This is a genomic window from Tabrizicola sp. BL-A-41-H6, assembly GCF_050632395.1.
In the GTDB taxonomy this organism is placed as follows: Bacteria; Pseudomonadota; Alphaproteobacteria; order Rhodobacterales; family Rhodobacteraceae; genus JAUYQR01.
The window spans coordinates 384,267-404,991 of record NZ_CP192600.1 but is presented as its reverse complement, the minus strand read 5'-3'; the positions used below and the strand labels follow the sequence as shown (position 1 = coordinate 404,991).

Here is a 20,725-nt window from a genome sequence, read left to right as displayed (position 1 = left end):
CAGAGAGTGCCGGCACTTAGCGAAAGACGAGCGACTTGTGCGCGGATTGCCCGGCAAGCGCGCCATCACCAACCGCCAACGAGACCGAGTGAGATGGGCGTGCTGCATCGCCACAGGCAAATACGCCGGCAACGCTTGTTTCCTTAAATGCATCCGTGGAGATGAAACTGCCCTGTGGACCATCCTCCATGGCGCACCCAAGTTGCTCGAATAAGGACGAATTTGGTCGCACTGCGGGCATCACGAAGACCCCCGAAAGACTGATCTCGCGTCCGCCCTGAAGCACCAGATCCGAATGCCCGCGCATCTCGACAATCGCGACCTCCTCGATTGCCACACCGCGCGCATCAAGCTGCGCGCGCTGGTCAGCATCGGGCGCGAAGACCCCGTTGAGAAAGAATGTCGTCGCCCCCCAATCCGAGAGAAGAAGCGCCTGGTTCAGCGACGCAGGCCCCGTCGCGACGACGCCAAGCGGACCTTCGATTTCGTAACCGTGGCAATAAGGGCAGTGAAACACACTGCGTCCCCATCGCTCCCTCATCCCCCGCACGTTGGGTAGCGTATCGCTTACTCCAAGCGCCAATATGAGGCGCTGTCCTGCGACGCTTCGGGCTTCCTTCATCGTCACGGCGAAGCCGTCAGCGGCGCGTTCCGCCGCGATTGCTGTGCCCTCAATCCAAGTGACCGTCGGATAAGCCATAAGCTGCTGGCGGGCTTGACGGGCGATTTCGTCCGGGGCGCTTCCGTCCTGCCCAAGAAATCCATGCGAATGGGCGGCAAAACGGTTCCGGCGGAGCCCTGCGTCTATGACCAGAACCCGTCGCCGCGCGCGCGCCACCTGAAGCGCAGCCGCCATACCGGCATAGCTGCCACCAATGACGATCACATCGTGAAGCATTTCTCTCATTCCTTTGATCCGCGGATTGCAGTCCGTCTCCGGAGCGGTTTCAGCGCCACGCCATCATCGAGATGCGCGCCGCGACATGGTTCGGCGGTGCGGGACGGAAACCTTGGACTGGCAAGCCGATGTCAACGCGGAGCCGATCGTCGAGACGGTTGATCGCCTTCTCTGTTAGCCGCGCCTGAAGCCAGGTGCGAAGACTGGGCGGGGGAAACACGATCTGCGTGCGAAGTAATCGCGCTGCCATGCTGTAGGTCATGATGGGTATCCTTGCGCGTGTGATCCAAGAGATCTGGGTTAATTGTCAAAAGAGCGCGAAAGAGTCCGCGTCTCCTCGGTCCCTTCGGGCATTGCGACGAAGAGGAATCTTCTGCGAGGGCCGCCGAACCAAGCACCCGGGGACGTGCGCTGAAGATGAAGGGGTCGCGCCGGGTCGAACCTTTGATGGCGTTGCAGAGCTTCCACAGTCAGGACATGTTGGCCTTCGTCCTGCCTGCGCCGCCCCTCGGGTTGCCCTCGCGAACCGTGATTTCCACGATCCGGGTGACGCTTGCGCCGTCTTTGCTAAGATCGAGTTTTGGATCGCCAAGCATGTATGGATGGCTATTTTCGGCAAGTTTCATGGCGCAATCTCCAGAAGGGGACCATATTGAACAAGGCAGCATCTTATGGACGAGACAAAGGTCAGGCTTGAACGTAGAGGCTAATCTTTGTTCCAGCGAAGCACGGCGCCTGGCTTCGCGGCCTATCTGATCGGATCCTTGCCGTCATTCGGGCACCGAAGACCTACTTGAACGTGTCCCGAGTTCCGGAATCGTCAGAAGAACTGACCGCCGCTGTCACGGGGCAGCCAAAGCTGGTTCTGGCACAACAGTAGCGATGCGCCAGCGACTTTGAGGCTACGTGGCACAGGCGCCTACGCCGAGATCAAGCATATTGACTACCTGGCTACGGCTGCAGTTCTTGTGCCTCCTCGGCCTTGCTTCACGATGACTGCATAGGTGCACATGCAAGAAACATCACTGATCGTGAGTGTCGGCTTTGGGGAAACCAGATTCCTGCGCGCAGCTATAGGCGACGCTGCGCAATGGGCCGACACCGCCCTGCCCTACGAAACGGGTGGGAAGCGGACGGTGCCTTGCGAACGAAGTTCGGGTCAAACCGGCGGTTGAAGCCGATCATCACCGAACGTCCGTTGCCAGGCACTGCCTTCCGGCAGGCAAGCGCGCGGGCCAAGCCCAAATCGACCGGCTTTTCGCAAAGAACGGCCTTGCCGGCCGCAGTTGCGAGAGAAGAAGTAGGATTACGCTTGGGCTGCGGACCTCGTCGAGCACTCAGTTTCACCCGCCCTCTCTTCCGACGATCAACTGCGGCACGCCGTCCGACGTGTGCCGATGCGAGCGGCCGCTCTCGTCGATCACAGACCGGATCTGGCTGCGCATGTTAGAGAAACTCTCGAACCGGACCACATCGACCGGATGGTCGAAGCGGATTTCGATCTGCCGATGGGTGGAGGGGCCGGAAAGGCCAACCACCCGGCCGAAAAAAGCTTGACCGAGGTAGCGGCCCTGCACCCTGTCGCCAAGCGCAAGTTCGGGCGGCGCATTGGTAAGGGCCAACCTGGCATGGAGTGTGTTCCAGTCTTTGGCGCCGTGCTGGCGGGCAACCAGTTCCAGCGCCTGCGCATGGCTGACGGCGTTGCCTTGGCTCTGGAGAGCTGCGCGCAGGGCTTTTGCATGCGCTTTGGCCTCGTCGATGGTCATGCCAAACCCTTCAGGCTAGGCGCTTTTCTAGTCAGCAGGATGTCACGTCCGATGACCAGCGCAATGAGGAGAACAACTCCATCCGCCATGGGAAATGCAAGCCAGATGCCTTTGACCCCAAACAAGGTGGACAGTCCAAGGATCAGGATGGGCATCAGCACCCAGGGCTTTACCAAGGTCAACGCGGCCGTCCTTCCAGGCTGACCGAGTGCCTGTAAATACATGGCAAGCACAAGGATCGGGCCAGCAAACACGTAAAGCGCCAGCATGGGCCGAAGTATCGCAACAATCGCGATAGTCACCTGTGGATCGCTGCTGAACCAGTTGCCGACTACTTCTCCCGCAAGAAGCCCAGTCAGTGCCACCACACCACACCACAGGAAGGCCGCAGCCATAGACAGCCGCAGCGCCGCCAAGGCCCGGTCGCCCCGCCCGGCCCCGGCGTTCTGGCCCGCGATGCTTTGCAAAGCCAAGGCAATCGCCAACTGCGGCAGAAAGGCAAGGCTCAGAAGCCGTGTGACCCCGCCGTAGGCCGCGATCAGCCTGTCATACTCTGCCGCGTGATGCCGCACCGCCAGCATCGCCACGCTGGCGACCAGGGCGATTCCGAGGAAACTCAAACACAGGGGCAGGCCGAGGGTTATGATACGCCTCCAATTTGCGACCCAGCTTTCTTGCCGCAGAATCCCCAGCGGCAAGAGCCCCCTTCCTCGGGCCCGCAGGCCAAGAACCAGCGCGAGACCAAGGACCTGCGCAGCCACCGTTCCCAAGGCGGAGCCTGCAATCCCGAGGCCAAGGATGACGATCCCAAGCCAATTCGCGCCGATGTTGACCAAGTTCACCAAGACGGAAAGCGCGGCCATAGTGCCCGCACGCCCTTCAACCCGGAGGGCGTCGGCGTGCAAGCCAAGCAGAAGCTGGACCGGCGCAGCCCAGATCAGAATAGACAGGTAGGTCCACGTCGTCTTGGCAAGTTGCGCATTACCTGCCGCCATCTCGTCGAGAAGCGCCCGGCCAAAGGCCGCCCAGAGCACTAGCAAGAGGGCCGAAATCAACAACACCAACCCGTGCGCCCCGGCAAAGACTCGGGCCGCCGCGACAGGGTTCCTCGCGCCCAAGGATCGCGCCAGCAGGCTTGACATGCCGCCGCCCGCCAGTGTCGCCAGCGCAGACATCAGCATCACCGCTGGAAAGGCAAGGCTGACCGCCGCCAGCGCCTCGGCACCGATGAAGCGTCCGACGAAGACGCCGTCGACCACGTTCAGAATACCACCCATCGACATGACCACGGCCATGGGAAGGGCGTTCGAAAAAAACAGCCGCCCGATGGGGGCGGTCAGAAATGGATTGTCCTGTGGGACAGCGTGCCGGACAGACATCGATCACTCCTCTGATGAGGCATTTCAGGATGGATGGGAGCCTGCATTGCCCACCACGCGAAATGCTTCGAGGGTGAGATGTCGTAGCGATCCGGGCTTCACCGTGACTTGCGTCCGCAGGCGGCAGGTGCCCGGCACCTTGCGGGTCCATTAACGCGTTGGGGCAAGCCGGTCAAGTGGACGAGGCAAGAGAGTGCGGGTTCAGTGCCATCGCTCGGTGGTCCGGCAAGCAACTTCGCCTGTAAAAACCTTCGCCGCCGACCCGGCTTTGCCGCAGGACACTGCCGTCTTGGAAGCGCCACATCCCCACCTGAGCGCGAAACGCTGCTCGATGTTTCGAGCGTCAGATTTGGAGAACACCGCTTGGTAACATTGTCGAGGTCACCGTCCGCTTTGGGCCGAAAGTGATGCGACCGCCGCTGCTCTCAGCTCCAGAAAGAAGCTCAGCCAACCGCCCACCAGTGCGCGCCTGCTTCATTCCACCGGGTATGATAATGCAAGCACGCCGAGGCCCTCTGGTGACTCTCCCAAGAGACATAGGGGCATCGGTGCGGTCAGCCGCGCTGGAGCTGCGAATCCTCCCACTGCACCACAGAAGAGGCTCTGCAGAGGCGGTTCTGCCCCCACAAGATGGTGGCGCCAGAATCGATCCCCATAACGCGGCGTAGCTGTTCTTGGGACTTGGTGGTAGCCTCGAACCGAAGTGTGATCTCGGTCACGACCGGGCTACCAATGGATGCCGTGAGCGCGATATAGCGTCGGACCGGCGGCGGCAGGCAGCGATGTCGGCCTAGGTCAGAACCCGCTGAGGGTCGCGCGGGACGGCGACTATCTCGACACGCCCGGAATCGAAGGCTTGGCTAGGGTTGGTGCTCCAGCTGAGGGCGCCAATGCCAACGGCCAGAGCAAGAAGGACGGACAGCACTCAGATCATGCGCGGTCTTCTCATGGGCTGCCACCCGATCGTTGGCCGCCCGCCGCGACAAACTCGGCAATCCGGTCCGCCACGTCATCGTCGTGGCCAAGCCAGATATGCCCGCCGGTCGGAAAGATCGTCAGCTCCGCCCCGGGGATGCGCTCGGCAAGGAGCCGCGCGGTGGCGGCCGTGCCGAACAGATCGTCCTCGCAGGACAGGATCAGCGTTGGCGCCACGATACGATCATGGGCGGTCGTTGTCGGCACGCCAGCCCAGAACCCGTCGGTCCTGAGGCCATTTATCTTGCGGCTGATCGGGAATATCTGCGCCAGGATCTCCTCGGCGCGGCGACGCTCGGACTCTGGCACTTGGTCCAGAAGTGCGGGGTCGGTGGCCAGAAGGGTGCGGATCATCTGCCCGGGAGAAAACCGCGCGAGCGCCCAGAACCAGAAGTCCGAGCCCAGAACCATATTCACGGCGACTTCTTGCAGGGCCGTGAACTGGACCGGATCGCGGTTGGTCAGGTTCGCCGCCGGAACCAGAAGCCCAAGATGCGAACAACGCGTGGGGTGGCGCAGCGCGAACTCGGCCGATGTCAGCGCCCCGGCCGAGCCACCGACGACCGGCAACCTGTCGATCCCAAGATAGTCAAGGAGGTCAACCAGCACATCCGACTGGTGCGCGGGAGAGGCATCTTCGGGAAAGACACTGCCCAGATAGCCGAAGCGCGAGGGCGCGATAATACGAAAGCCACGCAGGCGCAGACCGGCGGCGAAAAGCAGGCCCTGGTCGAAACCGCCGCCGGTGCCGTGGATCATCATCAGGGGCTGACCATCGCCCGCTACCGCGAATTCAAGCGCCCCGGCCCGGCTATCGATCACCTGGGCCTGCGCGAAGAGCCGCGTTTCGGCCTGGCGGCGCGCCTCTCGAAAGGCGCCCGTGACGTAGCCGCCACCTCCAAGCGCCAGCCCTGCGAGGCCCAGGAGAACACTGCGCCGGGCGGTCATTGAAAATGCTCCGGATAGGTCATCGAATGTCTCCACTGGTCGGGAAGCGGACGTCAGTTGGAGTTCCGACGAACGCCCGCTTTTTTATCCTATTGGGCAAGCTAGACCCTGGGTTATGGCCGGACAAGTTCGAGGGCCGCTTGAAGAAAGGTCCCGGCGCAAGTCAAAGGCTGCCTCCGCAGGATGCAGCCTTCAATGCAACAGCAATTGGGCCCACCTCAATTTGCGATCTTGCGATGGTTCCCGATGATCACGCCAGCCGCGATCAGGATCGCACCCAGCATGACGACCGCGGAGTAACGCTCTGCAAACAGCAGCAATCCCGACAGCAGCCCGACAACCGGAGCGATGTAGCCGACCTGGCTGACAAAGACTGGACCGCTGGTCCGTTGCAACCGCATGAACATCAGGAACTGCGCCCCGAACAGCACCGCCTGGACCGCGACCAGCAAGGGAGCATTCCCAAGCGTGGCCAGCCCGTCCAGCCGTCCCGTGATGGCAGAAGCAGCCAGAAGCCAGATCGCCGCTGCCAACATGGTGCCGGCGGATAGCGCAAGCGGGGAGGAGCCCGCAGGCCATGCCTTGGTGCGGTAGACGTTGCCTGCAGCGATCGCCACCGGGATCAAGAGAGCGAGAAGCAACCAGCCGATGAGGTCGCCACTTCCATACATCCCCGATGGCGCGACGATGGTTAGAGCACCTGCGAAGCCAAGGCCAATCCCGACGCTTCTTTTCATCGTATTGTGCTCGACCCCGAGTCCGACGGACAAAAGTAACGTCAGGAGGGGGGGAAGCGTGTAAAAGATCGCGCTCAGTCCAGCGCCCAGATGTGGCATGACGGTAAAGAGCAGGATGTTCGGAATGGTCATCGTCAGAAGCCCGGCGACCGCATAGTAGCCAAGGTGGCGGGCTGACGTGGGCAGCGGCTGCCGCTTGAGCATCGCCATGACGGCAAGGATGACCCCACCCCCCAACATCATCGAAGCGGGCCAGGCCAAGGCATCGATACTTACGCTGGCTGCAAGCTTTCCAAGAGGAAAGACAGTTCCCAACGTTATGCCTGTTGCAAGCAGGAGCCCAAGGTCCCCGGCCTTTGACGAAGGCGCCCGAGAAAGTGAGGCAGTCGGAAGATTGGTAAGCGAAGTCATGGTCATGTTCCTGATTCGGGATGTCATGACGCCGTCTTGGGGCTTCCGATGCTTGGAAGGTAAAGCGGAAATTTCGCGCCGTGGAACCGGGCTCTCAGAGCCAGTTCGGCAGGAGTTCGCCAAGGTGGTCGAGAACGAGCCGGATGCGACGCACATGGCGCAGATCATCGTGCGTCACGATCCAGCATTCCATCGGCAGGCTGAATGCTTCAGGTAGCACCGGTTCCAGACCCGGATCCTGTTCGGCGATCCGTGCCTGGCAGACACCAATCCCCAGCCCAGCCCGAAGCGCTGCGAGTTGGGCGGCTTCGCTGTCGCAGCGCAAGCGCAAGGATCGTCTAGACAAGGCCGTGTCCAGACGTTCAAGGAAGCCCAGGCTGACCGCATCTTGGTCCGGGCCAATCAGACAATGGCCCGCAAGGTCTGCCATGTCCCGTGGCCTCCCGTGTCGGTCGAGGTAGTCTTTGCGCGCATAGAGACCGACATGGGCGATGCCGATGCGCCGGGCAAGCAAGTTGCTCTGGGTTGGGCGGGCCATGCGGACGGCCAGATCCGCCTCATGGCGCAGAAGATCCGCGTTGGAATTGCTGAGCGCCAATTCAAGTTCCAGACCCGGATGGGTCTCAAGAAGGGGAGCCAGCAATCTTGGTAGGATTTCCGTGCCGACCACATGGCTTGCTGCAAGGCGAACGACGCCCCTTGCGTCGTTCGATGAAGAAGATGCGCGCCGCTGTAGGCTTTCCGCGGTGAGCGCCATTGCACGGGCCTCCTGAAGAAGCGCAGCAGCGTCCTCCGTGACGAGGTATCCTTGCTGCGACCGCAGGAACAGCCGCCGACCGACTGCCAGTTCGAGCTGTTCGATGTGCCTGCCGATCGTCGGCTGGGTCAAACTGAGACGCCGGGCTGCAGCCGATAGGCTGCCCGTATCTGCCACGGCCAGAAAACTGCGCCAAAGCGACCATTCAATCTGTGACACTGCCATACGGAAACGTTTAACAGGTATTCATAGTCATGCAATTTCTTAAGTCTGGGTTTGATGCGATCTTCTTCGCATCAAACCATGCAAAGAAGGATGCTTGTCATGTCGGCCACTCACTCATCTTCTGAAACGACCAGCCTAAGCGATGGTCTCAAGACCGTGTTGCGGCTTGAGGGTCTAGGCACCTTGACGGTGGGCTTGGGTGGCGCCTTGAGCATGTCGGACTCATGGCTTGCAGTAGCTGGCATGTTCTTTCTTCCCGATCTGAGCATGGCCGGATATGCGCTAGGGCCGCGCGTTGGCGCGCTGATATACAACATCGGGCACAGCTATATACTGCCGCTGGCATTGCTGGCACTTGCCGCGATCGCCTTCCCGGCATTGATCGTGCCTGCATTGGTCTGGATCGCGCATATCGGCTTTGACCGTGCAATGGGCTACGGAATGAAGGGAACCGCGGGCTTCAAGCAAACCCATCTTGGTCGCATTGGACGCTGAACGCCTCCCATCCATGCGGGGAGTGCGAGAGTATAATCGAACGGGCCGATCCCAATCGTGCGGATCGGCCCGTTTCTCGTCATACAATCGGTTCCAGCCCGGTCATCTGTGCGCTTCAAAGCCCTTGCCGAGGGCGGACTTCTTCTTTTTGGGAATTGCCTCTTGCCCTGTATCGCTGCCAAGTGTGGTCAAGATCGGGCAGTCCGGGCGTTCGTCGCCATGGCAGGTGCGGGAAAGATGTTCCAGCGTGCCGATCATTTCCTGCAATTCCAGCATCTTCTTCTGCAACTCGGCGACATGGACCTTGGCAATGCGTTTGACGTCGGCGCTGGCACGGGTGCGGTCACGCCATAGAGCCAGAAGGTCCTCGATCTGTTTCACGGTAAAGCCAAGGTCTCGTGCCCTCCGAACGAAGTGAAGGGTCTGGATGTCCTTGTCTTGGTAAACTCGGTATCCCGAAAGGGTCCGCAGCGGCGCGCCAATGACGCCCGTGTCCTCGTAGTATCTGATCATTTTCGCCGAGATACCTGTTGCGGTAGCCGCTTCTCCAATGTTCATCTCTGCTTCTCCCAGAGTTCATCTCTCAGATTTGGTTTTGTTGCACGTTTCCATAGTGGGAAGGTAAAGCACAACAGCGACGGTCGGGAATATCGACAACCGCTCTTCTCAGGTGTTGAAGGCCGCCCGTTCAGGCGGTCTTCAGGTCGAGGATAGCTTTCAGCCTCTTGATCTGATCTTCGGCAATACCCCAGAGCGGCTGCCCGTTGACGATGGTGATCGGAGAAATGCGGAGACCGGTGCGGCGTCGAGCTTCTTCCTGCACTGCGGGGTCACGCAGATCGCGCTCCCGATAGTTCAATCCATGAGTTGCGAACCAGCGCTTGAGCGCAACACAGTCAGGGCAGGTGGGGCTCGTGAACAGTTCGATTTCAGCAGTCATCGAATTACCTCATGCGTGATGGCTTGACTTGAGTGCGATCGGCAGCGGACGCGTTACGTCGACGCCAGGACGGCCGATCTTGTCTTTAGTGGAAGAAGCCGCCGGACCAGCAAGGTCCGGCGCGTAGCGTTTCAGTCTGAGTGCGTTGCCGAGGACGAAGACCGAGGACAGCGCCATGGCACCTGCGGCAAGCATCGGCGACAGCAGCGTGCCGTTCAGGGGCCACAGCACACCTGCCGCGACCGGGATCAGTGCCGCATTGTAGGCGAAGGCCCAGAACAGGTTCTGCCGGATGTTGCGCATCGTGGCACGGCTGATGCCGATACCCTTGGCAACGCCCGTCAAATCGCCCGCCATCAGCACCACATCGGCGGATTCGATCGCCACGTCCGTGCCAGTGCCGATTGCCAGACCGACATCTGCTTCAGCCAAGGCGGGGGCATCGTTGATACCATCTCCCACGAACGCGACCTTGCGATTGCCGGCACGCAGACGTTTCACGGCATCGACCTTGCCTTCGGGCATAACTTCAGCAACGATCTCGTCAATGCCAAGCTCTGTGGCCACGGCCTGCGCAGTGCGGGCATTGTCGCCCGTGATCATCGCGACTTTCAGGCCTAGGGCGTGCAGCGCACGGATTGCCGCCGGAGTGGAGGGCTTGATCGGGTCGGCGACAGTGATCAGCGCAGCAAGTTTCCGGTCGATTGCGACGTAAAGGGGCGTGCGGGCCTTGGAAGCAAGGTCGGCGGCCTTCACGGCGAACAAAGCAACATCAACACCGTTCTGGGCCATGAAACGGTCGGCACCCACTTCAACCACGTGACCGTCTACCATTGCGCGGATGCCAAGTCCCGGCAGTGCGTCGAACGCTGTCGCCGACGGAAGGACCAGACCTTTTGATTTTGCGGCCTGCACGATCGCCGTGGCTACAGGGTGCTCGGACTCGGTCTCGGCCGAAGCGACCAGGGTCAACACCTGTGCACGATCAAAACCCTCGGTCGGGATCAGATCGGTAAGAACCGGCCGGCCCATCGTCAACGTGCCAGTCTTGTCCAGAGCGACGACCGAAACCGACGTCAGGCTCTGTAGCGCGGTCCCGTTCCGGAAGAGAACTCCAAGCTCAGCCGCGCGGCCAGTTCCCACCATGATCGAGGTGGGCGTGGCCAGACCCATGGCGCAGGGGCAGGCGATGATCAGAACGGCAACAGCGTTGACGAGCGCAAAGGTCACCGCCGGATCGGGCCCGAAGAACAGCCAGATGAGGAAGGTGACCGCTGCTGCGACCATCACGGCGGGCACAAACCAGGCTGTCACCTTGTCCACGAGCGCCTGGATCGGCAGCTTCGCGCCTTGCGCACTCTCAACCATGCGGATGATCTGTGCCAGCAGGGTGTCGGCGCCTACCTTCTCGGCACGGTAGGTGAAGCTGCCGGTGGTGTTGATCGTGCCGCCGGTGACGCCATCTCCCGCACCCTTTGCGACCGGGATCGGCTCGCCCGAGATCATGGCCTCGTCCACGAACGAGGAACCGGAAATCACGCTCCCGTCGACCGGGATACGCTCGCCGGGCCGAACCTGCACAATTTCCCCGGGCTGCACAGAATCGAGCGCCACTTCAACAAAGGCTCCATTGCGTTCCACGCGGGCAGATTTGGCCTGAAGGCTCATCAGCCGGCTGATCGCCTCCGAAGTCCGCCCTTTCGCTTTGGCCTCAAGGAAGCGGCCCAGAAGGATCAGCGTGATGATGACGGCCGACGCTTCGAAATAGACGTTTGCGGTGCCGTGGGGCAGCAGCCCGCCTGCAAAAGTTGCCACAACCGAATAGGCCCAGGCCGCCGAAGAGCCTAGCACGACCAGCGCGTTCATGTCAGGCGCCAGGCGCGCCAGCGAGGGAATGCCTTTGCGATAGAAGCGCAGGCCGGGGCCGAACTGGACCAGAGTCGCCAGCACGAAGTAAAGCACATAGAGTTTGGTCTGACCGACCGTCATCGCGAGCCAGTGGTGCAGCGCGGGAATGAAGTGGCTTCCCATTTCCAGCACGAAGATCGGCAGGGTCAGGCCGCCCGCAATCAGCAGATCGCGCTTGAGGCGCGCAGCCTCATCCTCTTTCGCGGCCTTCCGGTCTTCGACGGCAACCTGCGCCAGACGCGGCTCGTAACCCGCCGACCGCACCGCCGCTTCGATTGCGGCCGTCATCTCCGGACCAGCGTCGAGCACTTTGAGCGTTGCCCGCTCTGTTGCCAGGTTGACAGATGCGTCCAACACTCCGGGAACGGCGGCGAGGGCTTTCTCCACCCTGCCGACGCAAGAAGCGCAGGTCATGCCGTCAATCCCAATGTCGATCGTTGCTGCGGCCACGTCATAGCCCGTGCCCCGCACTGCCTTGATGACCTCCGAGCGCACAGGTGCGCCCGTGTAACGGATCTCGGCCTTCTCGGTTGCCAGGTTGACGCGGGCAGAGGCGACGCCCGGGACCTTTGCAATAGCCTTCTCGACCCTGCCGACGCAGGAGGCACAGGTCATCCCGAGAATGGCGATACTGTCGACCTTCCCGGCTACTTCTTCAGTGCTGAAGTCTCTCATGATGCGATTCCTAGTGGATGGTTTCTACTTCGAATCGCCTTGTGAGGCTTCCAATGATGTCAAGGTCAAGCCATGTTTGGCCCCTTCCGGAAATCTTTGGAGAGGGGCTTGACCCTCCAACGTTGGTAAGCCCCATCTCAGGGAAACGGCACCTTCGCCGACCAAGAAAAAGGACGAACAAGATGATCGAATTGACCTTACCAAACATGACCTGCGGCGGCTGTGCACGTGGTGTCACCTCTGCCGTCAAAGCTGTTGACCCAGGCGCCGAACTCGCTATCGACGTGGGGCTGCGCAGGATTCAGGTGAAGACTTCTGTGGGTTCCGAGCAAATTGTCGCTGTCTTGACTGAAGCGGGCTTTCCTCCCGCCTGATCAGGCAACCGGGACCGGGCTTGTCTTCCCGGTCCCGGTGGGTTTCGCCAGTCAGGCGCGCTACGCAAGCGCGACATCGTTCCGATCTACTAACAGGCTCGGGTCGAGCTCTACGACAAGAATACCTTCCGTCCAGTTGTCTGCCTCGGCCAAAAGTTGACCGTCCGGCGACCAGGCACCTGCGCTGCCACATCCTGTCCATGCACCGGCTGGACCCACATGGTTCGAAAGAACCGCAAAGATGCCATTGTGCCTGGCCCGATCAGGCAGCCAAGCCCGCGACTCCTCGCGACCGCCCGTGCTTCCGAAAAGAGCGCTGAGAGCATAGACGTGGGAGCCTTCCGTCGCCAGTTCGGCTGCATGGCTGGGAAACCCGCCGTCGAAGCAGATACCTATCCCGATCTTCCATTCGCCGACGGTCACGTGTCCCGTGCTCTCCCCAGCTTGGAACACGGCACTTTCCAGGTCGTGCAGATGTCTCTTGCGGTAGATCCGGACTTTACCCAACCGGTCCAATGCGAGCGCCGAGATAAACTTACGTTCGCCCTCTGCTACAATCGCTCCGACAATGGCCGTCAGTCCTGCATTGCGGCATGCCGCGTGGAGCGGTTCCAGGAGTGTAGCCAAGTCGCCCTCAGGGATCGCGGCAGCATCGACAATGGCCGGATCGACTACATACCCGCAAAGCGACAGCTCGGGAAACAAGATCAGTTCACAGCCTTTCTTGCCAGCTTCGTGAATCAGTTCTGCGTGCTTGGTAAAGCTCAACTGCCGATCAAGTAGCGTTGCGTTCATCTGGACGAGCGCAACCCGAAGAGAGTGTGAAGGATGAGAACTTCTGGTCACTTTCTTGCCTGGCTGTTAACCACCTGTGTGTGTCTATCCTGCTGACGCTTAGTCGTCATCGTCGGCTTGATCCCACGAAACGTTTCGCTCGACTAATATGGCTGACCGCACACTCGCTTGATGGCACTGCCCAGCCTTCATCATGTCAAACAGGATGCCCAAAGTGCCGCTCGGAGAAAATACCGCAAGTGGCAGCTTGGGGCCGATGTGTTGAAAACTCGTTTCAGATGCCGCGCCGACTCTGGGCTGACGGCGGCGCGAGCCTTTCCCGGCATGGGTATGAGCCAACCACTCACCAGCGCACGTCGGTCTCAGACCGCTGCTTTGCCTATCCAAGCGCGTAGATGCTTTCTGGTGACTCTCCTGCCAAGCGTGGCATGCACACTAGGCTGGTAGTGCGTGCTGACGTGCCCAGAGCATCCCGGCTCAGTCACAGAGGAGGTTAGGCCCCGCACCCTGGCGGCACCAAAACCCAACCCCATCACTCGACACACATTTTCCTAGGACTTCGCGTTCTCCAACGCACCCGTTCCCCGAGGGATGTCGAGCCATTCCTCCGGGGCGGTGAGGACGCGGTCAGCATCAGAGCGGACCGTAAGTCGGCAACGCTTTTATTGGTGCTGGGGCTTCCTCTGAAAGCAACAACCGCGCTTTTCTTGAAGTTGCAGTGACCCGCTCAGCCGTCCAGTTGTATCCTGCGCCAGTGACCATTCCGCGAGCGTTCAGCAGACCGGCAACTTCGGCACGGGAAAGTTGATCACGATCTGGGATCGACCGAAGAACATCCGCGATGGACTGCACGAGCGCGTCGGCTATCGTCGAGAGCGCTTTCTCACCGAGACGCTGAACGTTCATTATGTCTGGGTTTCCGAACACTGCACCGTCGGCTTTCTGCTTCTGCATCGCATCCCGGGTTCTCTTCGAGATCTTCTCACCGGAACGTCGTGCTTGAAGTAGCTGACCTGCTTTCACTGCGTCAGCGAAATCATTCCCACCATTCCCGGAGACGATCCGATCGTCAGCGGGAAGGAGAGCAGTGATTTCTGAAACGTCATCGGCATGAGGTGACAATTGGGACCAGTCCCAGACGACACGAACACCATCATGGTCACGAACGGCGTCCAGTGCACGCTACAGACCACGTCGGCTTGGGAAGCTCTTCGCACTAACACCAGAGGCAACGTCCTCGAAGATCTCAAGCAAGGGAACACCGAGTCGATCTGCGAAGGCACGGATGGCATCGCGCTGCACGTCTAGACTGATACCCTGCTCGCCCTGGCCTGGAGTCGAGACGCGCACATACCCGATCATCGGTTTCGGCCGGTCAGGCCTCGCTTCGCCACCATTTTTTGCTTCCCTTCAGGTGATGTGCCTCTGCGACCTCCTCCGACATTCGAATACCGCGCAGCGAAACGGCAACCCAGCCGCCGCTCATCTCAAGGGATAAGCACAAGTTTACCGACGTGGCGCTTTTCGACGAAATCTCTCTGTGCATCGGCAATCCTTTCAAGCGGGTAGGTCCCCGCGAGCAGTGGCCGGATCTCGCCCCTCTCGATATAGCTGATTAGATTTGGAAAAACGGGTTCGTCCCACGCGGTGCAGCCGATCAGCGTAATGTCCTTGAGATACATTTCGCGCATGTCCAAGCTGACGATCGGTCCGGCAATAGCGCCGGACGAGACATATTTCCCGCCGCGTCGAAGCACTTTCAGCAGGACACCGAAGCCGGGCCCGCCCACGTTGTCGATGACCACGTCGATGCTTTCGGTCCCCAGCGTCTCCAGCAGATCCGCATCTCGCGCCAGGACGCGGTCAGCGCCGATCCGATGGATTTCCTCGATCTTGGCGGCGCTGGTCACAGCGATGACCTCGGCTTTGCGGCGCTTCAGAAGTTGGACGACTGCCGATCCGACGCCGCCTGATGCACCCGGGACCAGAACCCGCATGCCCGCCTTCACCCCTGCGCGGTGCACCATGTTCTCGGCTGTTCCATAGGCGCAGGGTAACGTCGCGAGCTCGGCGTCGCTCCAGTCGCATTGGACCGCGAATACCTCGCTTTCCGGAATTTTGACGTATTGCGCGAAGGCACCGTCGAAATCCGTTCCCAGCCAGACGGTATCCATCCGGTCAAACCCGTGTTCGCGCATGCAGGCCCGCACCAGAACCCGCTGCCCTTTCCGGCCTGCATCGGAGCCGGCGCCCACCGAGACCACTTTCCCGCAGCAATCAGCGCCCTGAATGAGGGGAAAGGGCGTGGCGTTTTTCCATCCGCCATCTTTCCGGTTCTCAGCGTCTTCTGTCTCTGCGGTTCCCTGCGTGACAGACGAGGAATACCAGCCAAGCCGGGTGTTGATGTCCGTATTGTTCACCCCGGCGGCCAACACTTTAAGAAGGACTTCACGGGGGCCCGCGACGGGCTTGGGCACACGCTTGTAGTCAAGCTTCTCGTAGCCCCCGGTCCCGGTTGTCACGACGGCCTGCATTTCAGCATGGTCGCCGAGTTGCTCGCCCTGCATCAGCCTGTCCCCCAGAATGCACGCATCAAGTCGATCAAATGGTATTGCATGCGGTCGTGTTTGTCTTTGGCTTCGCACATATCCTCAATCAGGACTGCCTGTTTGAGTGGGTGCGGTGGAGAGGGAATGTGAAGTCCTATCCGATCCCCCCTAGGACTCCTCTCATCTAGTCAGGGGTATGAAGTCCTATGGGTCTAGCTGGTCCCGCTGCACGCAGGATCCGAACTGGTTGCTGGGCCGGTAGGTTGCCGGCGCCACGAATGGTCATCATCATTAGGAAGTTGGCGACGGCACCCTCCAGCGCCTTTCCTTCACTTGATGGACATCCTCTCAGTTCGGCGACGCATCCGTCCGCAGTCGCACAGTATTCACATCGCCCGCACTCCACTGGACAGCAGGCTCCTCGTCGCGCGTTCTCCCTCTGGCCGCAGCGGGACACTCCGCAACAATAGGTCAGCAAGGTTGCCCTACGTCTGGCCGATCGCACCCGGGATGTATTCTCTGATCTTGAATAGCTGGCCTGCTTGGGCCTGAGACTTCATGGGGTGACCGCCAGAGCATGTCCCCGGCCTGGGACTGATAAGGTGCGTGTCTGGGGAACGGATGCTATCTGGCGAGCGTCGTTTGAGTAAGGATAGCTTCACCAGTTCGACTGCCCTGATTGCCGGCTAGCAGGGTGACAAATGCCGAGAAAACGGTCTCTGAAGATTTAAACCGTGCTGGAACCCGAAAGACCAACGAAACAACGAGAATTTAGGGTGACAGCGCGGGAGATCTGTTCGCTTTCGTCTCCCGCTGTCACCCTAGGGCTTCAAGGAAATAAGCATTTGTGGGTGACAGTGAAATCGTGGTTGTCACCCTTTCATACAACCGCTGTCACCCTAGAAATTCGCTCTGTCACCCCAGCGCGGAAGCAGCCTTCACACCCCGCCCAACAGCCTCCGCAGTTCAACAACCATGTCGCTGCCCGGGGCAGGCACCCGGTCGTTGCAGATGATGCGCAGGAACTCGATCCAGGCGCGCTCGTTCTCGGTTATCGCAGCGTCGGACGGCAGCTTGAAGCCGTCCACGACGCGTCTGGCTTTCTGGTCGTTTCTCATTTCCCGAACAGCCCCCTGATGGCGGCACGTGCGCGTGCGGTGGGCCTGGGATCGATGTGTCCGGATGCATCGCGGATCTCTGCCAGCCAGAGCGGTTCGTTCGCCGAGACCGGCGTGCCGAGGATTTCCTGAAGCGCCTGCGCGGCTGTTGAGCCCACAGCCTGTTCAAGGGCCAGACGCATGAGCAACGCCGGGTCACACTCGAGCGCGGTTGCCAAGGCAGGCACGCGATCAAGGGCCAGCTTGGAGTTGCCGGCCTTCAGCATCGACAGGTAGTTGCCGTTCACGAAGCCAGCTTCCGCGGCGATATCGGCTTGTGTTCTTGGTCTCAGCTCGAGGACGCGCTTCGCGATGAACTGTGCGAGGTCGCTGTCTTTGTAGGGGGTCGTGCTCATATCGCTCTCCATGAAATCGCAGCGCTGTTCGCTGCAACTCATTTTGTAGCGATCGGCTGATGGGGAGATTGTGGGGGCCGAGTGGCGTTCAGGTTTGGACGCGGAGTGGTCCTGATTACGATTGTTCGAAGGCCGTTACGAAGGGCGGAAAGCGGCCATTTGCCTCTGCCGCTGTGAGCGTCCGTTTGCACGCATCGAAGCCATTGACGGACAGTTAGGCTCAGTGCCGAGCTTGCGTATTTCTGTTCAGGTTCAACGACAACCCGATCTGACAGGCCGCCAATACCGCGAGGTAACCGACAAGAACGGGCGCCGTCGAGACCATGACTGGGGAGGCAGCAGCCATCAAGGCGATCAAGAAATAGGGCCATCCAGACGCGAGCGACCGTTGGTGGGTTGCAAGTGACACAATGGTGACGCCGCCCATCGAGAGCGCGGCACCCACTGAAAAGATCCAGGGTGCGGCGCCGTCCAAGGCGGTGTGATGCGCAAGGTAGACTGTTCCTGCGCCGAGGCTTGCAATGCCAAGGTAAAGGGGAATGTGGCCATACGCCCAGAGACGCAAGCTGCGCCCTGCAGCGGCATCCCCCACATGCCGCTCGGCATTTCCTTTGGCGCGGCGGAAGTAGCCGACCCAGTAGAGAAAGCCTAGCAAAGCACCTAGCAAGGCAACGGCAAGGGTGTCGCCGTGCAACTCGGATCCGTGATCCAGCGCATGGACCGACGCTGCTGCCGTTTCACCCAGGAGGATGATGGTGAACAGGCCGAAACGTTCGGGCAGATGCTCAGGGTGGGGTGGCGCACGGTGGGTCTCGCTCGCAACGAGGAAAGGCGAGACGATGTCGAGCGCCAAAGCCACGGCCCAAAGCGCGGTGCGAAGCGTCGGCTCGGCCAAAATCGATCCAGCCCAAAGGGCAGCCTGAAGGCCGTAAATCGCCCCGTAGATGGTGCACAGGCGGCCCAGGCCCGGGCGCACGATCTCGCGCAGGTAGCCCAACATCAGAAGCGCCTTGAAAGCCGCAACGCCGCCCGCGAAGGCCCATGCGCGGACACCAAAGGCGTCACCCGCACCATAGGCGATGAACACCACCCCAAGGATCTGCGCAAAGCCGATTGCCCATTGGTCTGGGCGGTCCTTGTCAAAACGGCTGGCATGAAATGTATGCCCCAGCCAGAGCCACCAGAGCACAAGGAAGAGGAAGCCGAATTCCAGCACCCCCGACCAGTTGTATTGTTGCGAAAGTGAGCCCGCCAGCGCGGCCACGGCCACGACGAAAACGAGGTCGAAGAACAGTTCGAACCAGGTCGCCTTGCGGCCATCTTCATGGATCAGGACGTGGTTGGTCATCTTGGCCTCCGCTCGTTTCGATAGGGTGGACCGCGGTGCAGCCCGCGCCGTTTGTTCTCAGCGGCCCAGAGTCTGGACAACGAGTTCCGCCGCCGCGCCGCCCGAGAACTGCTGTTGGCCGGTGATCAGGTTGCCGTCGCGCACGGCAAAGGCCTTGAACATCGAGTTCACCACGAAGTTTGTGCCCTCGAGCTTCTTCGCCTCGTCCTCGATCCAGAAGGGCTGGATCTTCTGGCCGACCCAGGCGTCGGCATAAGCCTCTTCGCTGTTGGCAAAGCCGGTCCAGGTCTTGCCCTTGACCAGAAGGTCGCCGTTGGACAGCCGGGTCTTCAGCAGGATGCAGGTGCCGTGGCAGACGATCGACACGATCTTGCCCGCCTCGTAGGCTTTGGCCACGAAGGCATGCAGCGCAGTGTCGTCAATCATGGTGATCATTGGCGACTGCCCGCCCGCGAGGAAGATCGCGTCGTAGGCGGTCGGGTCCACCTCGGCGATGGGCTTCGTGCCTTTCAGCATTGCTGCGTGGGTAGCGGATTTCTTGAAGCCGAGCGAGATCAGGTCATGTGCCGAATAGCCCGATGGGTCCTCGGGGTCGGAGAACCCGTCCGCCACCAGATCGCCGCCCTTGGGAGAGACGATCTCGACCTCGTAGCCAGCTTCCGAGAAGGTCCAGTAGGGGTGGGTGAGCTCGGCCCACCAGAAGCCCACGGGCCAGCCAGTGGTGGGCGACGTGCCGGGGTTGGCGGCGATCAACAGCACTTTCTTCTTCGAGTGCACATCGATGGATGCAGACATTGGTATTTCCTTTCAGAGGGTTTTGGATTTCAGATAGAAGAAGCGCGCCATCCGGGGCGTTAGGCGGGGCATGATGACGTAGGTCATCAGTCCGACCTGAATGCACACCTTGACCAGCAGCGGCAGCGGCCAGCCAGTGATCGCCGGGCTAGTCCTCCGCCGGATCGCTCATTCCGAGACCTCCGGCAGAGAATACCAGTCGGGCTTGGACTGCGCCCACAGGTTCTTTAGGATGCGCTTGCCCGTGGGCCCGTCGATCAGCCCGGCCGAGACCAGCCAGCGACCGGCGGTCGTCAGTTCCTTGACCACCCGCGCGCCGCAAGTGCCGCAAAAGGCTCGGCGGCTTGCCTCGGACGATTGATACCAGACCAGCGCCTCTTCGCCCCGGACCATTAGGTCCGCCCGGGGGGCGGCGAGGAAGGCGTTGAAATTGCCGTGCATCTTATGACAGTCGCCGCAGTGGCAGGCGAGGACCCCGGCTGCATCGGCCGGAATGTCGATATGGACCCTACCGCAGTGACAAGAAGCATGAAGCGTCGCGGTCATCGTGTCTCTCCGGTCATTGTGGGGCAATCGCGGCGAGGGCCCAGTTCCGGCCCTTGCCGCGGAAAAGCGACTGGTTGATCCAGACCATTGCCAGCGGTTCCAGTAGACGCGCCTTGGCCAGTCCACCGGCATCCAGCGCCTCGAACCCGAGATCGGCCAGGATCGTGGCGCATGCGGCCTTGGCCCTCCCGTCATCACCGGCGAGGAATTGGACCGGGCGGTGGGGCAGATGATCATTCTTCGCCGTGATCTCGGCCCCGACCTGGTTCAACGTCTTGACCACATGAGCTTCAGGCAACCAACCCTGCACGATCTCTCCGCCCGAGGTCAGATGTCCCACCGTCAGGCCAAGCGCCCCATCGACCATCCCCAGCGGGTTCATGCAGTCGATGACGGTCTTGCCCGCCAGCGCCCCGAGCGTCTTGACCGCGCTTTCGGCCACGCCCCAAGGCAGGGCAAGTATGATCAGATCGCCCGCCGCGGCGGCAGCTGCGGGCAGCATCGGCGTTGCACCGGTGGCGGTTGCCAATGCCACAACATCCGCCGCCTGCGGATCCCGTGCGCCGAGGATCACCTGATGGCTCTTGCCCTTCAGCCCCCGGGCGATGGCACTGCCGACATTGCCGATGCCGATGATCGCGATGCGCATCACAGTTACTCCTTGCTTCATTCGATGCAACGGAGATATCGG

General features: G+C 61.0%; 23 protein-coding genes. 2 read left to right on the top strand and 21 right to left on the bottom strand.

Going from position 1 to position 20,725, the window contains the following annotated elements; genetic code table 11:
* Positions 1–16: 16 nt before the first annotated feature.
* From ACROUL_RS01995 to ACROUL_RS01960, 8 genes are all read right to left on the bottom strand, one after another.
* Positions 17–907, bottom strand: a complete 891-nt coding sequence (locus ACROUL_RS01995) for an NAD(P)/FAD-dependent oxidoreductase (protein WP_431297883.1) — start codon at positions 905–907, stop codon at positions 17–19.
* 40 nt (positions 908–947) lie between these two features.
* A complete protein-coding gene (locus tag ACROUL_RS01990; protein WP_431297882.1) occupies positions 948–1,160 on the bottom strand; it encodes a hypothetical protein in 213 nt (70 codons plus the stop codon).
* 208 nt (positions 1,161–1,368) lie between these two features.
* On the bottom strand, positions 1,369–1,524 hold the full coding sequence (locus ACROUL_RS01985) for a hypothetical protein (RefSeq protein ID WP_431297881.1): 156 nt from the start codon (positions 1,522–1,524) through the stop codon (positions 1,369–1,371).
* A 717-nt stretch (positions 1,525–2,241) separates the two neighbouring features.
* Positions 2,242–2,664, bottom strand: a complete 423-nt coding sequence (locus ACROUL_RS01980; RefSeq protein ID WP_431297880.1) for a glyoxalase superfamily protein — start codon at positions 2,662–2,664, stop codon at positions 2,242–2,244.
* A complete protein-coding gene (locus ACROUL_RS01975) occupies positions 2,661–4,043 on the bottom strand; it encodes an MATE family efflux transporter (protein WP_431297879.1) in 1,383 nt (460 codons plus the stop codon). Before ACROUL_RS01975 ends, ACROUL_RS01980 begins: the two co-directional genes overlap by 4 nt.
* 945 nt (positions 4,044–4,988) lie before the next feature.
* On the bottom strand, positions 4,989–5,966 hold the full coding sequence (locus ACROUL_RS01970) for an alpha/beta fold hydrolase (RefSeq protein ID WP_431297878.1): 978 nt from the start codon (positions 5,964–5,966) through the stop codon (positions 4,989–4,991).
* Positions 5,967–6,184: 218 nt separating this feature from the next.
* Positions 6,185–7,114 (bottom strand): DMT family transporter, encoded by a 930-nt coding sequence (locus tag ACROUL_RS01965; RefSeq protein ID WP_431297877.1) that lies wholly within the window; start codon positions 7,112–7,114, stop codon positions 6,185–6,187.
* A 94-nt stretch (positions 7,115–7,208) separates the two neighbouring features.
* A complete protein-coding gene (locus tag ACROUL_RS01960; RefSeq protein WP_431297876.1) occupies positions 7,209–8,096 on the bottom strand; it encodes a LysR family transcriptional regulator in 888 nt (295 codons plus the stop codon).
* Between the two features lie 99 nt (positions 8,097–8,195).
* Here ACROUL_RS01960 and ACROUL_RS01955 point away from each other — a divergent pair, with 99 nt between their 5' ends.
* Positions 8,196–8,591 (top strand): DUF4260 family protein, encoded by a 396-nt coding sequence (locus tag ACROUL_RS01955; protein WP_431297875.1) that lies wholly within the window; start codon positions 8,196–8,198, stop codon positions 8,589–8,591.
* A gap of 102 nt (positions 8,592–8,693) precedes the next feature.
* Here ACROUL_RS01955 and cueR read toward each other — a convergent pair whose 3' ends face one another.
* The 3 genes from cueR to ACROUL_RS01940 all read right to left on the bottom strand — a co-directional run bounded on the left by cueR (position 8,694) and on the right by ACROUL_RS01940 (position 12,114).
* Complete coding sequence (gene cueR / locus ACROUL_RS01950; RefSeq protein ID WP_431297874.1) at positions 8,694–9,149, bottom strand: Cu(I)-responsive transcriptional regulator; 456 nt, start codon at positions 9,147–9,149, stop codon at positions 8,694–8,696.
* A gap of 130 nt (positions 9,150–9,279) precedes the next feature.
* Complete coding sequence (locus ACROUL_RS01945) at positions 9,280–9,531, bottom strand: glutaredoxin family protein (protein ID WP_431297873.1); 252 nt, start codon at positions 9,529–9,531, stop codon at positions 9,280–9,282.
* Positions 9,532–9,540: 9 nt separating this feature from the next.
* On the bottom strand, positions 9,541–12,114 hold the full coding sequence (locus ACROUL_RS01940; RefSeq protein ID WP_431297872.1) for a heavy metal translocating P-type ATPase: 2,574 nt from the start codon (positions 12,112–12,114) through the stop codon (positions 9,541–9,543).
* A gap of 182 nt (positions 12,115–12,296) precedes the next feature.
* On the opposite strand from ACROUL_RS01940, the gene ACROUL_RS01935 reads away from it, so the two are divergent.
* Positions 12,297–12,488, top strand: a complete 192-nt coding sequence (locus ACROUL_RS01935) for a heavy-metal-associated domain-containing protein (RefSeq protein WP_431297871.1) — start codon at positions 12,297–12,299, stop codon at positions 12,486–12,488.
* A 60-nt stretch (positions 12,489–12,548) separates the two neighbouring features.
* On the opposite strand, the gene ACROUL_RS01930 is transcribed toward ACROUL_RS01935, so the two are convergent.
* The 10 genes from ACROUL_RS01930 to ACROUL_RS01885 form a co-directional block, all read right to left on the bottom strand.
* On the bottom strand, positions 12,549–13,334 hold the full coding sequence (locus ACROUL_RS01930; protein ID WP_431297870.1) for a carbon-nitrogen hydrolase family protein: 786 nt from the start codon (positions 13,332–13,334) through the stop codon (positions 12,549–12,551).
* A 582-nt stretch (positions 13,335–13,916) separates the two neighbouring features.
* Positions 13,917–14,237: a hypothetical protein gene (locus ACROUL_RS01925; RefSeq protein ID WP_431297869.1), complete on the bottom strand. Its 321-nt coding sequence runs from the start codon at positions 14,235–14,237 to the stop codon at positions 13,917–13,919.
* A gap of 228 nt (positions 14,238–14,465) precedes the next feature.
* The gene (locus tag ACROUL_RS01920; RefSeq protein ID WP_431297868.1) at positions 14,466–14,645 is read right to left on the bottom strand and encodes a recombinase family protein; all 180 of its coding nucleotides are present in this window, start codon (positions 14,643–14,645) and stop codon (positions 14,466–14,468) included.
* Positions 14,646–14,770: 125 nt separating this feature from the next.
* Positions 14,771–15,850, bottom strand: coding sequence for an alcohol dehydrogenase family protein (locus ACROUL_RS01915; RefSeq protein WP_431297867.1), 1,080 nt, complete (start codon positions 15,848–15,850; stop codon positions 14,771–14,773).
* A gap of 920 nt (positions 15,851–16,770) precedes the next feature.
* Positions 16,771–16,950, bottom strand: coding sequence for a hypothetical protein (locus ACROUL_RS01910; protein WP_431297866.1), 180 nt, complete (start codon positions 16,948–16,950; stop codon positions 16,771–16,773).
* The gene (locus ACROUL_RS01905) at positions 16,947–17,345 is read right to left on the bottom strand and encodes a helix-turn-helix domain-containing protein (RefSeq protein ID WP_431297865.1); all 399 of its coding nucleotides are present in this window, start codon (positions 17,343–17,345) and stop codon (positions 16,947–16,949) included. Before ACROUL_RS01905 ends, ACROUL_RS01910 begins: the two co-directional genes overlap by 4 nt.
* A gap of 220 nt (positions 17,346–17,565) precedes the next feature.
* Complete coding sequence (locus tag ACROUL_RS01900; protein ID WP_431297864.1) at positions 17,566–18,693, bottom strand: low temperature requirement protein A; 1,128 nt, start codon at positions 18,691–18,693, stop codon at positions 17,566–17,568.
* Positions 18,694–18,750: 57 nt separating this feature from the next.
* Positions 18,751–19,488, bottom strand: a complete 738-nt coding sequence (locus tag ACROUL_RS01895) for a type 1 glutamine amidotransferase domain-containing protein (protein WP_431297863.1) — start codon at positions 19,486–19,488, stop codon at positions 18,751–18,753.
* A 168-nt stretch (positions 19,489–19,656) separates the two neighbouring features.
* Complete coding sequence (locus tag ACROUL_RS01890) at positions 19,657–20,034, bottom strand: GFA family protein (RefSeq protein WP_431297862.1); 378 nt, start codon at positions 20,032–20,034, stop codon at positions 19,657–19,659.
* Positions 20,035–20,047: 13 nt separating this feature from the next.
* Entirely contained in the window at positions 20,048–20,683 is a 636-nt protein-coding gene (locus ACROUL_RS01885; RefSeq protein WP_431297861.1) for an NADPH-dependent F420 reductase, read from the bottom strand.
* Positions 20,684–20,725 lie beyond the last annotated feature (42 nt).